Below are 14034 nucleotides of genomic sequence, written 5' to 3'. Positions count from 1 at the left end.
CCACTTCTTCGCGCCGCACGAGACGATCGGACAGGTTCTGCGCCTCTTTGAGTTTGCTGAACTCATCGACCGTGATGCCAACTTTGCGCATGCGCGCTTCAAGGGACAGCTCGCCATTGCTTGCGTTCGACGGCTCGGGCAGAAGGCCCGCGATGACCAGATCCCAATAGACACCGTCATAGCCCTCCGGCCGGACGACCTTGCCATTCCGGATGTCGAGGACCTTCTGAAAATAATCGCGGTAGCGCGGTTCGCCGGTGACGGCAAAGGTGCGCGCAAAGCGTGTCAGTTCGTCGGAGGATTGGTGGAGTTCGCGGGCGAGCGCATTGGACTCATGCCGCCGCTCCTGGGCCGCCTCGACGTCAGTCTGAATATGGCGCAGCAGCATCCCCTGAGTCACGATAGCTGTCGCCAGGACGAGGGCGCCAAACAGGAAGATATAGAGAAGTCGGCTGATTTTCATGGATTGGCGACCCTCCATCTGCCGCCGGTCCGCAAAACGTGAATCGGCCGCGAGCTTATGGGCTGGCGCGGCCGATTCCTAGGTCCGTCGTTGGGCGCTCGAACGCTTCGGTTCGAGCCCTGATCGAGTCTGATCAGACCGCCTAGTAGCGGTAGTGCTCCGGCTTGAAGGGGCCGTCGACGCTCACGCCGATATAGGACGCTTGATCGTCGCTCAGCGTTGTGAGCTGCACGCCAAGCTTGGCGAGGTGAAGCTGCGCGACCTTCTCGTCGAGATGCTTCGGCAGCACATAGACTTGGTTCTTGTACTTACCGGCATACTGCCAAAGCTCGATCTGCGCCAGCACCTGGTTGGTGAAGGACGCGCTCATGACGAAGCTCGGATGGCCTGTAGCGCAGCCTAGATTCACGAGGCGGCCTTCGGCCAGAAGGATGATGCGCTTACCATCGGGGAATTCGACCTCGTCCACCTGCGGCTTCACGTTATGCCAGACGAAGTTCTTCAACGCGGCGACCTGAATCTCCGAGTCGAAGTGGCCGATATTGCAGACGATGGCCCGGTCATGCATGTCCCGCATGTGGTCGACGGTGATTACGTCTTTGTTGCCGGTAGTGGTGACGAAGATGTCGCCCTTGGGGGCGGCGGCCTCCATTGTGGTCACCTCGTAACCCTCCATCGCCGCCTGCAGAGCACAGATCGGATCGATCTCGGTGACCGCCACGCGGGCACCCTGGCTCTTCAGGCTCTCGGCGCAGCCCTTGCCCACGTCGCCATAGCCGGCTACCACGGCGAACTTGCCGGCGAGCATGACGTCCGTGGCGCGCTTAATACCATCGGGCAGGCTCTCGCGGCAGCCATAGAGATTGTCGAATTTCGACTTTGTGACGCTGTCGTTCACGTTGATCGCCGGGAAGGGGAGCTTGCCGGACTTCTGCATCTCATAGAGACGGTGAACGCCGGTAGTGGTCTCTTCGGAGACGCCCTTCAGATTGTCCCGGACCTTGGAATAGAAGCCAGGGTCGCGCGCCAGACGCTTCTTGATCGTGGCAAAGAACGCTTCCTCTTCCTCGTTGGAAGGGTTGTCGAGAACCGACGGATCCGTCTCGGCCTGGGCTCCAAGAATGACCATCATCGTCGCGTCGCCGCCGTCGTCGAGGATCAGGTTCGCGGTCTCGTCTTCGGGCCATTCCAGGATGCGGTCCACATAGTCCCAATACTCGTCCAGCGTCTCGCCCTTGATGGCGAAGACCGGGGTCCCCGTCGCGGCGATGGCGGCGGCGGCATGGTCCTGGGTGGAAAAGATGTTACATGAGGCCCAGCGGACCTCGGCGCCGAGCGCCTGCAGCGATTCAATCAGAACCGCGGTCTGGATGGTCATATGCAGGCAGCCTGCGATGCGGGCGCCCTTGAGCGGCTGTGCGCTGCCATATTCTTCTCGCACGGCGATGAGCCCCGGCATCTCGGTCTCAGCGATGGCGATTTCCTTGCGGCCCCAATCGGCGAGCCCGATATCCTTGACGTGGTAGTTCATGCCGTCCTGCCTCTGACTGTATAAAGATATAAAGAAGTCGTTATATGTTATAGGGCGCCCCGGGAGTCAAGGCAGGCGATACCTGTTACCCGGGGGCAAAGGCCAGCGGCGGAAAAACCGCGAGCCTGCCCGTGTGGCGCAGGGCGGCCACGTTGCGCTGGCCCCTTAATCTTCTTCGCCGAATCCATCCTCGACCAGGGTCACGAGCGCCTGAAGAGCGGCCTTCGCATTCTCACCGCTCGCCTCGATATGAATGAAATGGCCTTGGCCGGCGGCGAGCATCATCAGCCCCATGATCGAGGTCCCGCCCACCGTCTGTCCTTCACGGCTGACCTTGACTTCGGCCATGTAGTCGCCCGCGGTGCGCACGAACTGCGCCGAGGCACGCGCGTGAAGGCCCTTCTTGTTCGGTATCAGCACATCGGCCGCATAGGCTCCATTAGCGGGGTCGGCGAGTTCGATGCGGGCCTTCGTGCCGGACATTTAGTGTGCCGCCAGGATCTGGCTCGCAACGCTGATATATTTGCGCCCGGCTTCCTGCGCCTGAGAGATAGCCTCGTCGAGACCGCACTCGCCACGCACGCTCGCCAGCTTCACGAGCATGGGAAGATTGACACCGGCCACGACCTCTACGTCGGGTTTTTCCATCGCCGAGATCGCCAGGTTCGACGGCGAGCCGCCAAACATGTCCGTCAGGACGACAACACCTTCGCCGGAGTCGACCTTGTCCAGGGCGGCCAGCATGTCCGTGCGCCGCCCATCGAGGTCATCGTCGGGTCCTATGGAAATTGTCTCGACTTGCTCTTGGGGGCCGACCACGTGCTCTAGCGCTGCCCGAAACTCGCAAGCCAGATTTCCGTGGGTCACAATGACAACGCCGATCATGTTACCTCTGGGATGAATGCCGCGCGGCAGTGGGCCGCTATCTTGGTCGGGCGGATGGGGACTGTGCAAGTCCGATCCCGCCTTCCTAAACCCTATTGTTCGGCGGCGCGCAAGTGTGCCGTGGCGGCCACAATCGCCATTCGCAGCTTCAGCGGCGCCGATGCCTCGAAAGGCGCCAATTTCAGCACCGGCAGAGAGATCCCTCCGAGCACCGTGCAATCCCACGGATCGGGCGGCATGCGCGGCACGTCTGCCAACGCTACGAGACTGCACACGAGCACCAGCCGCGCGGCGGAAATAGAAAGGGCGGGCTGTATGCCGAGCCCTCTCACTTCAATGAGCCCGGCAAGGCTCGCTGGCGGGAAGGCGTTGAGCCCATCACACGTTTCGGTCAGACAAACCTGGTCGTCGGCGACAAGCCTCGGCGCACCCTCATCGCCGTCCGGCAATGCAAGAAAGCGAAACGCAAGGTCCGATTTGCCGGATCCCGATTCGCCGCGAAGCAGCGCTGCGTGGGTCCCGAGGGCCACGCATGTGCCATGAACGATGTCAAGGACGGTTTGGTGGGCGGGATCGCGCGTCATCGCTGATGCTGGCGTGTCACGCGGCGGCAAGGCGAATAACGAAGCGTGCGCCGGCGCTCCGTTCGGTCCTTATGCCGGACCCGTCGGAAGCGCCGTCTTGCGGCCGGTTTTCGGCATAGAGACGGCCGCCATGGGCAGTAACGATCTGGCGGGAGATATTCAGGCCAAGCCCGGAGTTCTGGCCGAAGTTCTCGTGGGGCCGATCAGTGTAAAAGCGCTCAAAAATGCGCTCGAGATTCTCCGGCGCGACCCCCGGTCCCTCGTCCTCGACGACAACCTCGACCTCGTCGCCGCGCCGTCGGGCCTTGATGGTCACGCGGCCCTGTGGGGGCGAGAAGGAAATTGCGTTCTCGATCAGGTTCACCATCACTTGGTGCAGGCGACTGTCATGGCCAATCACGCGATACGGAAAGGCTCCGGATGCATGTTCGATTTCGAGCGAAACTTCCGGCAAACCATCGCGAGGAATGTCGTTGTAGAGCGACACTGTCGCCCGCAGCAGGTCGTCGACATCGACGGGGCTTGCATCTTCGCGCGCCAGTTCTGCGTCCAGCCGCGAGGCATCGGAGATATCACTGATCAAACGGTCCAGCCGCTTCACATCGTGCTGGATGATGTCCATCAGGCGCTCGCGCGATTCGGAGTCCTTCACCAAGGGCAGCGTCTCGGTCGCGCTTCGCAGCGACGTCAAAGGGTTCTTCAACTCGTGTGCCACGTCGGCCGCAAAGCTCTCGATCGCATCAATCCGGTGATAGAGCGACGTCGTCATATCCCGCAAAGCGCGGGACAGATGGCCGATCTCGTCGGACCGGTCCGTGAAGTCCGGAATCTCGGCGCGCGCCTTGACGCTGTGCCGCACGCGTTCGGCAGCAACGGCCAACCGCTGCATAGGCCCAGCGATCGTGTTGGCCAAAATCAACGACAGGACGATGGTCACGGCCGCGGCAAAGATCGATACGCGGAAGATGCTCCAGCGTTCCGCCGCGACGATCTTGTCGATGTCGCCGCCACGCGTCGACAGCAGCAGCACGCCGAGTACCGCGCGCATCCGCTCCACGGGGATCGCCACGGACACGACAATCTCGCCTTTGTCGTTCTTGCGGACAATCGGCACCGAGGTGCCGGTCAGCGCGGTCGCCACTTCCGGATAGGCTTTGCCGTTGACCGGTCCGATCTCTTTGTAGATGGGCAGGTCGGTGGGCTGGAACTGATTGGCCACCGCGTTCCAGAACGTCGTCAGCGTATCCACATCCGTGGTTTCAGGCGGCGGCAGGTCGTAGCGCAAAACTTCGCCACGCGAATAGAACGTATCGGAATCGAGGATCAGCGCACCGTCGCGATCATAGATGCGGGCCCTGCTGCCTGTGGGCTTTACCAGGGGACGCAAGATCGGTGCGGCTCGTTCGGGATCGATGGTGAATCCGAGCGCATTGGAAAAGCCATCGTCGACAGAAAAACCCGCCTGGCCGAGCTCCTTCTCCAGAAGCGCCTCCGCATCGACCTCGGGTTGGCCTGCGTCGACGCCTGCGGAGGCGGCGATCGCGCGGGCGATGATCTCGCCTTGCGTCTGGAGACTTTGTACTTTGGCGTCGATTAGGCCGGCGCGAAACTGATTGAGATACAGGATGCCCGAGACGAGGATCGCAAGGCCGATAAGGTTCAGCACGACGATCCGGCGAGTGAGGCTCGAGAAGCCGTGGCGGAACGGCCGGTGCTGTCCGAGCCAGCGCGATAGGCGCTTGAGCCAATAGATCCCGGCGCGCCCCATGCGCATCGCGCGGGCCCGCAAGCTCGTGGGGCCCTGCTGCCAGGACCGTTCGGCCTCGGCAGTCATCGGCGCTGCCTGCTATTCTTTGAAACGGTAGCCCACGCCATAGAGTGTCTCGATCACGTCGAAGCTTTGGTCGACGGCCTTAAACTTCTTCCGGAGCCGCTTGATGTGGCTGTCGATCGTGCGGTCGTCGACATAGACCTGATCATCATACGCCGCATCCATCAGTGCGTCCCTGCTTTTTACCACACCGGGCCGCTGGGCGAGGGCCTGCAAAATCAAGAACTCGGTCACGGTGAGCGTGACCGGCAGCTCATTCCAGACGCAGGTGTGGCGCTCGGAGTCCATTTTCAGCTTTCCGCGCTCAAGGACCTTCGCCTTGTCCTCGACCGCTTGGGCCGTATCGCGCGGCTGGGCGCGCCGCAGCACGGCCTTGACGCGCTCGATCAGCAGCCGCTGCGGAAAGGGTTTGCGGATGTAGTCGTCGGCGCCCATTTTGAAGCCGAACAGCTCGTCGATCTCCTCATCCTTTGAGGTGAGAAAGATCACGGGCATTTCCGTGCGCTGCCGTAGGCGGCGCAGGAGTTCCATGCCGTCCATGCGCGGCATCTTGATGTCGAGAATGGCGAGGTCGGGCGGACTGTCGAACAGTCCGTCCAGCGCACTGGCGCCGTCGTTGTAGGTCTGGGTCTTATAGCCCTCCGCCTCGAGCACCATGCGCAACGAGGTGAGGATGTTTCTGTCGTCATCGACAAGAGCGATAGTTGGCATAGGGGGGCCTTTTTGCGCGCTGTACGCGATCTACTGGGTGTTATGCTCTTAGGGCTGCGCGAAAACCGTGGCAGCATCGGGGCAGAGCTTCGGACGCGTGGCGCCCGACCCATCGATACCGGGATGCAACAAAAACCGTTATGGCGCAAGTAAATAACTCTCCAGAATCACCTAATACCGAAGAGATCGCGGCAGAAGCGCGCAAGCTGATCAGGCAGTCGATCAAAGCCTTGCTTGCAACTTTTGATACACCCAGTGGTGCGGCCCTATGCCTCGCTCATCACGCTGGTCATGGACCCCGGCGGTGTCCCGATATTCCTGATTTCGACCCTGGCCCGGCACACGCGCAACCTCGCGAACGATCCGCGCGCGGCCATCCTGGTCGACGGGACGGGCGGCGAGTCCGCGGACGGCGGCGATCCGCTGCAGGGCGCGCGCCTGACCCTCTCCGGGATCGCGGAAGAGACGAAAGACCTTGCCATGCGCCGCCGCTTCCTGGCGCGCCAGGCTCAGGCCGCGTTTTACGTGGATTTTCAGGACTTTTCGTTCTGGCGGCTCCAGGTCGAGGGCGCTCATTTAATCGGCGGCTTCGGCCGTATCGTGGATTTGGAGCCCGGGGACCTTTTGATCCCTCTGGCAGGGGCCGAGGCGGTCGTGGAGGCTGAGGAGGGAATCGTCGCGCACATGAACGCCGACCATGCCGACGCTATCGCACTGTATGCGCAGGGCTTTGGAGGCCTGGCGACGGAGCCGGAAGCGCCGGGTTGGCTCATGACCGGTCTCGATCCCGAAGGGTTCGACCTGGCGCGCGGGACCGAGGCCTTGTGATTGCCTTTTCCAGGCGGGTTGAGACCGCTCAGGACGCGCGAAAGGAGTTCGTCCGCCTTGTGGACGAGGCCAGGGCCAAGATAGGGTTTCCCTGACGATTGCCATGGACCCTATTGCTGATAGGCGCTTTCTCGAAGGCTCACGTATTGGGGTAAGCTTAGTCACTAAAAAAATCACGGAATCGAACTATAGGGACGGAAACGCATGAATGTTCAGTCGAAAGTGGCCCCGACCACGAATCCAAAAGTGTTGGAATTCGTCGAGGCGGCGAAGGAGTTGTTCAAGCCGGATCAGGTTCAGTGGTGTGACGGTTCCAAAGAAGAGTATCAGGCGCTTCTGAAAGCACTGGTCGATGGCGGCACCGCCATGTGGTTGAACGAGGAGAAGCGCCCCAACTCGATTCTCGTGCGCTCCGACCCCAAGGACGTCGCTCGCGTCGAAGACCAGACCTACATCTGCTCCGAGAATGAGGAAGACGCGGGCCCGACCAACAACTGGTCCGACCCCGCGAAGATGAAGGAGACGATGCGCAAGCTTTATGACGGCGCCATGCAGGGCCGCACCATGTATGTGGTGCCCTATTCCATGGGGCCGGTCGGCTCGCCCGTCGCCGGCATAGGCGTGATGGTTACCGACAGCGCCTATGCCGTCGCCAACATGCACATCATGACTCGCGTCGGCGACGCGGTGTGGAAGGCGCTTGGCGACTCCGAGGACTTCGTGCGCGGTATGCACACCGTCGGCGCGCCGCTGACCTCGGCGAAGCAGGCCGACGTGCCATGGCCCTGCAGTGAGACCAAGAACATCTCGCACTTCCCGGAGACGCGTGAAATCTGGTCTTACGGATCGGGCTATGGCGGCAACGCCTTGCTCGGCAAGAAGTGCCATGCGCTGCGTATCGCATCGGTGAAGGCGCGCGACGAAGGCTGGCTCGCCGAGCACATGCTCATCCTCAAGCTCACCAATCCGGAAGGCGACGTGAAGTTCGTTGCCGCCGCGTTTCCGAGTGCTTGTGGCAAGACTAACCTCGCCATGCTGAACCCGACGATCCCCGGCTGGAAGGCCGAGTGCATCGGCGATGACATCTGCTGGATGAAATTCGGTGAGGACGGACGGCTATACGCCATTAACCCGGAGACAGGCTTCTTCGGCGTTGCGCCCGGCACCTCCGATCACTCCAACTACAACGCCATGCGCACGCTGGCTGCCAACTGCATCTATTCCAATGTCGCCCTGACCGACGACGGCGACGTGTGGTGGGAGGGCATGACGGAAGACACGCCGGATCACACGACCGATTGGCTTCGCCGCTCCTGGACGCCTGAGGCCGGACGCCCCGCAGCGCATCCGAACTCGCGCTTCACTGCGCCGGCCGGCCAATGTCCGGTCATCGCGTCCGAATGGGAAGACCCGAAAGGTGTGCCGATCGATGCCATCCTGTTCGGTGGCCGCCGCGCTTCGGTCGTGCCGCTCGTTACTGAAGCCGAGGACTGGAAGCAGGGGACTTTCCTGGGTTCGGTCATGGCCTCGGAGAAGACGGCTGCGGCCGCGGACGCGAAGGGCGACATCCGCCGCGACCCGATGGCTATGCTGCCATTCTGTGGCTACCATATGGGCGACTATTTCGCCCATTGGCTGAAAGTGGGCGAGAAGGGCGGCGACAAGATGCCGAAGATCTTCTACGTGAACTGGTTCCGCAAGAGCCCGGAAGGGAAGTTTCTGTGGCCGGGCTTCGCGGAGAATTCCCGCGTGCTGAAATGGATCTTCGAACGCTGCAACGGCACCGCCGATGCGGTCGATACGCCGATCGGCAAAGTGCCGGCGGACGGCGCGCTCGATACCAAGGGGCTGGACGTCGACGACGACGACATGAAGGAGCTCTTACGGGTCGACACCGAAGGGTGGAAGGCCGAGATTCCCTTGATCAAGGAGCACTACCAGTCGTTCGGCGACAAGCTGCCGTCCGGCTTGAAGGAAGAACTCGGCGCGCTCGAGAAGCGGCTGGGCTAGCGCCTCTCCAAGCCTCAAGAAATAGGCTCATGGCCGGGCTCACCTCCGGCCATGAGCCGTTTTAGATCAGGGTTTTGGTGCGTCTCGCACTTGCTCCCGGCGTCAACGCCCCTTACGCAACGTCTGCATGAACAAACCCCAAAGTGTCGTTGCGGCCGGTCACGCTCTGACAGCGGAGGCCGCCGCCGAGATTCTCGCCGATGGCGGCAACGCCTTCGATGCGGCCATCGCCGGTGTGTGCATGAGTTTCGTTGCCGAGGCGGTGTTCGCCTCCCCGGGCGGCGGCGGGTTTCTGATGGCGCGCGCGGCCGGGCAGCGCGACGCGCGGCTGTTCGACTTTTTCGTGGAGACGCCGCTTAAGCATCGGTCCGCCGATGAGGTGTCGTTCTTTCCAATCCAGGCGGATTTCGGCCCGGCCACTCAGGAGTTTCATATCGGGCTGGGCTCCAGCGCCACGCCCGGTATGGCGCAGGGCCTCTTCGCCATGCACGAAGCCTATGCACGCCTGCCGATGACGCGGCTCGTGGAGCCTGCCATCCGCGCCGCGCGCCAGGGTTTGCCGCTCTCGGACTTCCAAGCCTATCTCTTTACGGTCATTGCGCCAATTCTGAAAGAGAGCGCCGAAGCGCAGGCGATTTTTGCGCCCGGCGGCAAACTTCTCAAAGCGGGCGACACGTTTCGCAACGAAGGCCTCGCCGAGACTCTTGCGTGGCTCGCCGAGGACGGCGCGCAGCTCTTCGTCGACGGCGATATCGGTCAGGCCATCGCGGCTCAGTCCCGGGACCTTGGCGGGCATCTCACCCTGGACGACCTGAAGCGCTATGAAGTCCGTCTTCGCGATCCTCTTTTCTGGCGATTCGGAAGTGCCTCCGTCGCGCTCAATCCGCCGCCGAGCGCGGGTGGCGCGCTGATTGCCTACGGGCTCTCCTATCTCGAGGCGCATGCAGAACGCGGCAGCATTATCGATGCGCACGCGCTCGGCACAGCCATGATCGCCAGCAATCAGGTACGCAAGAGCCATGGTGAACAGCTGGGGGTACGCCTCGCTAGGGGGCAGCTGATGCAAGAAATCGCCGCAGCCGTGGCCGCGACCTCGACCGCACCACGGGCCTATCGGGGTACGACCCATATCAGCGTGATCGACGCCGACGGCAACACCGCCGGGGTCAGCCTCTCCAATGGCGAGGGCAACGGCTTCATCGTCGGCGATCACGGCTTCATGCTGAACAATATGCTGGGAGAGGAAGACGTGGTGGACGGCGCGCCCGGCGAATGGCGTGAGGGTGCGCGCATGTCCTCCATGATGGCGCCCACGATTATCCTCGAAGCGGACGGCACCGTTATGGCGCTCGGCACCGGCGGCTCCAACCGCATCCGCACGGCCATCCTTCAGGTGGCGGTCAATCTGCTGGCCCATCGCATGGATGTTGACGCGGCCGTGCTTGCACCGCGGCTTCACGTGGAACGCTGTGGCACGGTCAGCTTCGAGCCCGGCTTCTCGGAGGAAGAGGAAGCGGCGCTGCGCAGCCTTGGACAGGAGGCCAAAGCTTGGCCGGAACGCAACCTGTTTTTCGGTGGCGTACATGTTGCGCGCTGGCACGAGGGGCGTGGGGGCGAGGGCGCTGGCGATCCCCGCCGCCAAGGCGGCGCGATCGTCGTTTAAGCGATGTTGTCACAACCGATCAAGCCGGCGTCGTGCGCTGAAAAGGCCGTCGTCGGACTGTGCGCAAAGATTGTGCATTGTGGCCCGGTACGGAGACCGTCATGAAAAATGCTGTCGCGATCTATCACGTTGCCTTCGAGGATGCGGGTACGCTCGGCCCCGTGCTTGACGAGCGCGGGGTTGGACTCACCTATTTGCAGGCCGGGCGCGACGATCTCTCCCCAACGCTTGACGCCGATCTCGTCCTCATTCTCGGCGGTCCCATCAGCGTCTACGATGTCGACCGCTATCCCTTCCTGAAGGACGAGCTGAAGCTTATCGAGACGCTGGCGAAGAAGGGTACGCCGATTGTGGGCATCTGCCTTGGCGCCCAGGCCCTGGCCTCCGTTCTGGCGGCACGGGTCTATCCCGGCCAGAAAAAGGAACTCGGCTGGGATCAACTCATCCTATCCGAAGAAGGCAAGGCCTCGCCCCTCGGCCTGCTCGAAGGTCTGCATATTCTCAATTGGCATGGCGACACGTTCGATCTGCCCACCGGCGCGACGCGGCTCGCCTCGACCGAGATCACGCCCAACCAAGCCTTCTCGTATGGAGCTAATGTGCTCGCGCTTCAGTTCCATGTGGAACTGCCGGCCTGCGACATGGAGCGCTGGCTGATCGGGCATAAGCTGGAATTAGCCAACTCCAACGTGGATTTGGGTCAGCTCCGCGCCGAGACGGCCCGCTATGCCCCTGCCACCAACAAGGCCAGCCACGCGCTGTTCACTCGATGGCTGGATGGGTTGGCCAAGTAAGAACGCAGGCGCGAAGCGCCTAATGCGCGGCCTCCCAATTGTCGGCGGCGCGGGCGTCCACCTGCAACGGTACTTTGAGTTCCAGCGCTGGGGCGGGCGCGGCCTCCATGACGTCGCGCGCGACTTTCATGGTGGCGTCGGCTTCCTTTTCAGACGCTTCGAAGATCAGCTCGTCATGGACCTGCAGCAGCATGCGCGCTTCAAGCCCGGCATCTCTTAGGGCTCCCGGCATACGGACCATGGCGCGGCGGATGATGTCCGCCGCCGAGCCCTGGATGGGCGCATTGATGGCCGCGCGCTCGTAGTTGCCGCGCAAGCTTGGGTTCTTCGTATTGATCTGCGGGTAATGAATTTTACGCCCGAACAGCGTCGAGACGAAACCGGAATGTTTCGCTTCCGCCTTCATGGCCTCCATGTAGTCCTTGATGCCCGGAAAGCGCTCGAAATAGGTCTTGATATAGGCGGCCGCTTCCCCGCGCGGGATGCCGAGCTGCGCCCCGAGCCCCACCGCCGAGATGCCGTAGATGATGCCGAAATTGATCGCCTTGGCGCGCCGCCTGACCCCAGGGTCCATTCCTTCGATGGGCACGCCGAACATTTCCGAAGCCGTCATGGCATGAATGTCCAGACCGTCCGCAAAAGCCTGACGCAAGGTCGGCGTGTCGGCCATATGGGCGAGCACGCGCAGCTCGATCTGGCTGTAATCGGCGCTGATCAGCGTCTTGCCGGGCTCAGCCACGAAGGCCTTGCGAATCTCGCGGCCCTCCGGCGTTCGCACCGGAATGTTCTGCAGGTTCGGTTCTTGCGAGGCGAGGCGGCCCGTGGTGGTCGAGGCCAGTACGTAGCGCGTATGCACCCGGCCCGTGTCGGCGTTGATATAGGCGGGCAAAGCGTCCGTATACGTACTTTTAAGCTTGGCGAGTTGCCGCCATTGAAGGATCTTCTGCGGCAGGTCGTGTCCCTCGGCCGCGAGTTCCTCGAGTGCGCCGGCATCGGTACTCCAGGCGCCGGTCTTGGTTTTGCGGCCGCCGGGCAGGCTCATCTTGTCGAACAGGATCTCGCCGAGCTGCTTCGGCGAGCCGATATTAAAATCCTCGCCTGCAAGCCCGCGAATCTCGTCCTCGAGGCGTGCAATGGTCTTCGCGAACGAACCCGAGAGGCGCGCCAGCATAGCGCGGTCCACTTTGATTCCAGCGCGCTCCATATCGCAAAGGACCGGCTGCAACGGGCGCTCCAGCGTCTCGTACACTGTGGTGACGCCTTCGGAAGGAAGCCGGGGTTTCAGTACGGTCCAGAGCCGCAACGCCGCGTCCGCCTCTTCGCCCGCATATTCGGTCGCGCGGGCCACCTCGACCCGGTCGAATGTGATGGCGGATTTGCCGGTGCCCAGCACCTCTTTCTCGGTGAGGCAGGTATGGCCGAACAGCGCGGCGATGCGCTTGGCAAGACTATGGTCCGCCCGCCCTGCATCCAGCGCGTAGGAGATCAGAGCCGGGTCGTCGACGGTCCGCAACGCGATGCCGTAGCGCGCCAGCGCCACCATGGCGGGTTTTGCCTCGGCCATGATCTTCAGAACAGCCGTGTCTTCCAGAAGCGGCTTTAGGAGCGGCATGGCTTCGCCCGGCGGGACTTGCACGATCTGCGCGTCGCCTCCGAGATCCAGCCCGTCGCTAGCCCGATGCGACAGAGGCACATAAGCGGCCTGGCCGGGTGCTAGCGACAATGCGATACCGGTGATCTCGCTCGTCATGGGGTCGGTCACATCGCGCTTCACCGACAGCGCCACGTAGGCCTGATTGCGCGCGGTGTCCACGAGATCCGACAACCGCGCGGTATCCGTTTCGGTCTCATAGGCGGTGCGATCGAAGGGAACGTCCTCGATGCGCCCCTGACGCTCCGCCGCCAGTTCGCTCGGCGAGCCGCCCTGCACAGCGATATCGCGGGCAGGGCCCATTGCCCCGCGCGGGCTTTGCCGTAAAGGATGGTCGTAGTCATCCTTCTTCTTGCGGGCTGGTTTCTTGGGCTTGTCCAGGCCCTCGGGGACGGGGGCGCCAAGCCCCTCGGCCACGCGCTTCGTGAGGGTCGTGAACTCCATCTCGCGCATGAAGCCCAAAAGGGACTCCGGCTCCGGTGGCTGTACGGCCGTCTCGGCTAGGGGGACGTCGAGCGGGGTATCGGTGTCGAGCGTCACGAGCGTGCGCGACAGTCGCGCCTGGTCGGCATATTCGATCAGGTTCTCCCGGCGCTTCTGCTGCTTGATCTCGGACGCGCGCGACAGCAACGTCTCCAGATCGCCGTAGTCGTTGATCAGGAGGGCGGCGGTCTTGACGCCGATGCCTGGCACGCCTGGCACGTTGTCGGACGTATCGCCGATCAGCGCTTGAACCTCGATCACCTTGTCGGGCGGGACGCCGAATTTCTCGACTACGCCTTCTTCGCCGATGAGCTTATTCTTCATGGTGTCGTACATGACGATGCCAGGCTGGACGATTTGCATTAGGTCCTTGTCGGACGAGATCACGGTGACATCCGCACCCGCGTCTCTAGCCTGGACCGCATAAGTGGCGATCAGATCGTCGGCCTCGAAGCCTTCCTTCTCGATACAGGCGAGATTGAAGGCACGCACCGCGTCGCGCACCAGCGGGAACTGGGGAACGAGGTCCTCTGGGGGCTCGGGCCGGTGGGCCTTGTAGCCGCTATACAGATCCGAGCGGAACGTTTTCGACGAGTAATC

The 14034-nt window shown here is 62.6% G+C and carries 11 protein-coding genes and 1 pseudogene; 4 read left to right on the top strand and 8 right to left on the bottom strand.

Annotated elements, in window-relative coordinates; genetic code table 11:
* From WBQ77_RS09990 to WBQ77_RS09960, 7 genes and pseudogenes are all read right to left on the bottom strand, one after another.
* Positions 1 to 463: pseudogene (locus tag WBQ77_RS09990) on the bottom strand (hypothetical protein); the annotation flags it as partial.
* 142 nt (positions 464 to 605) lie between these two features.
* On the bottom strand, positions 606 to 1994 hold the full coding sequence (gene ahcY, locus WBQ77_RS09985) for an adenosylhomocysteinase (RefSeq protein ID WP_424060071.1): 1389 nt from the start codon (positions 1992 to 1994) through the stop codon (positions 606 to 608).
* A gap of 165 nt (positions 1995 to 2159) precedes the next feature.
* Positions 2160 to 2477, bottom strand: coding sequence for an HPr family phosphocarrier protein (locus tag WBQ77_RS09980; protein ID WP_424060069.1), 318 nt, complete (start codon positions 2475 to 2477; stop codon positions 2160 to 2162).
* Complete coding sequence (locus WBQ77_RS09975) at positions 2478 to 2879, bottom strand: PTS sugar transporter subunit IIA (RefSeq protein ID WP_424043239.1); 402 nt, start codon at positions 2877 to 2879, stop codon at positions 2478 to 2480. It abuts the gene before it with no gap.
* Positions 2880 to 2971: 92 nt separating this feature from the next.
* Positions 2972 to 3463 (bottom strand): HPr kinase/phosphorylase, encoded by a 492-nt coding sequence (locus tag WBQ77_RS09970; RefSeq protein WP_424060067.1) that lies wholly within the window; start codon positions 3461 to 3463, stop codon positions 2972 to 2974.
* A gap of 16 nt (positions 3464 to 3479) precedes the next feature.
* Positions 3480 to 5297, bottom strand: a complete 1818-nt coding sequence (locus tag WBQ77_RS09965; RefSeq protein ID WP_424060065.1) for a stimulus-sensing domain-containing protein — start codon at positions 5295 to 5297, stop codon at positions 3480 to 3482.
* Positions 5298 to 5309: 12 nt separating this feature from the next.
* On the bottom strand, positions 5310 to 6005 hold the full coding sequence (locus tag WBQ77_RS09960) for a response regulator transcription factor (RefSeq protein ID WP_424043234.1): 696 nt from the start codon (positions 6003 to 6005) through the stop codon (positions 5310 to 5312).
* A 234-nt stretch (positions 6006 to 6239) separates the two neighbouring features.
* On the opposite strand from WBQ77_RS09960, the gene WBQ77_RS09955 reads away from it, so the two are divergent.
* From WBQ77_RS09955 to WBQ77_RS09940, 4 genes are all read left to right on the top strand, one after another.
* Complete coding sequence (locus WBQ77_RS09955) at positions 6240 to 6833, top strand: HugZ family protein (protein WP_424043233.1); 594 nt, start codon at positions 6240 to 6242, stop codon at positions 6831 to 6833.
* Between the two features lie 204 nt (positions 6834 to 7037).
* A complete protein-coding gene (locus WBQ77_RS09950; RefSeq protein ID WP_424060063.1) occupies positions 7038 to 8843 on the top strand; it encodes a phosphoenolpyruvate carboxykinase (GTP) in 1806 nt (601 codons plus the stop codon).
* A gap of 127 nt (positions 8844 to 8970) precedes the next feature.
* A complete protein-coding gene (locus tag WBQ77_RS09945) occupies positions 8971 to 10506 on the top strand; it encodes a gamma-glutamyltransferase family protein (RefSeq protein WP_424060061.1) in 1536 nt (511 codons plus the stop codon).
* A 101-nt stretch (positions 10507 to 10607) separates the two neighbouring features.
* A complete protein-coding gene (locus WBQ77_RS09940; RefSeq protein WP_424060060.1) occupies positions 10608 to 11300 on the top strand; it encodes a glutamine amidotransferase in 693 nt (230 codons plus the stop codon).
* 19 nt (positions 11301 to 11319) lie between these two features.
* Here WBQ77_RS09940 and polA read toward each other — a convergent pair.
* On the bottom strand, positions 11320 to 14034 hold a 2715-nt coding region (gene polA, locus WBQ77_RS09935; protein ID WP_424060058.1), incomplete at its 5' end, for a DNA polymerase I.

The organism is Methyloceanibacter sp. (assembly GCF_049590335.1).
GTDB lineage: Bacteria > Pseudomonadota > Alphaproteobacteria > Rhizobiales > Methyloligellaceae > Methyloceanibacter.
This window is presented reverse-complemented; position numbering and strand designations above follow the sequence as displayed.

Bases quoted from the DNA above. Each gene is read 5' to 3' on its own strand.
- ahcY (WP_424060071.1), bottom strand. From the start codon at position 1,994: ATGAACTACCACGTCAAGGATATCGGGCTCGCCGATTGGGGCCGCAAG.
- WBQ77_RS09980 (WP_424060069.1), bottom strand. From the start codon at position 2,477: ATGTCCGGCACGAAGGCCCGCATCGAACTCGCCGACCCCGCTAATGGA.
- WBQ77_RS09975 (WP_424043239.1), bottom strand. From the start codon at position 2,879: ATGATCGGCGTTGTCATTGTGACCCACGGAAATCTGGCTTGCGAGTTT.
- WBQ77_RS09970 (WP_424060067.1), bottom strand. From the start codon at position 3,463: ATGACGCGCGATCCCGCCCACCAAACCGTCCTTGACATCGTTCATGGC.
- WBQ77_RS09965 (WP_424060065.1), bottom strand. From the start codon at position 5,297: ATGACTGCCGAGGCCGAACGGTCCTGGCAGCAGGGCCCCACGAGCTTG.
- WBQ77_RS09960 (WP_424043234.1), bottom strand. From the start codon at position 6,005: ATGCCAACTATCGCTCTTGTCGATGACGACAGAAACATCCTCACCTCG.
- WBQ77_RS09950 (WP_424060063.1), top strand. From the start codon at position 7,038: ATGAATGTTCAGTCGAAAGTGGCCCCGACCACGAATCCAAAAGTGTTG.
- WBQ77_RS09945 (WP_424060061.1), top strand. From the start codon at position 8,971: ATGAACAAACCCCAAAGTGTCGTTGCGGCCGGTCACGCTCTGACAGCG.
- WBQ77_RS09940 (WP_424060060.1), top strand. From the start codon at position 10,608: ATGAAAAATGCTGTCGCGATCTATCACGTTGCCTTCGAGGATGCGGGT.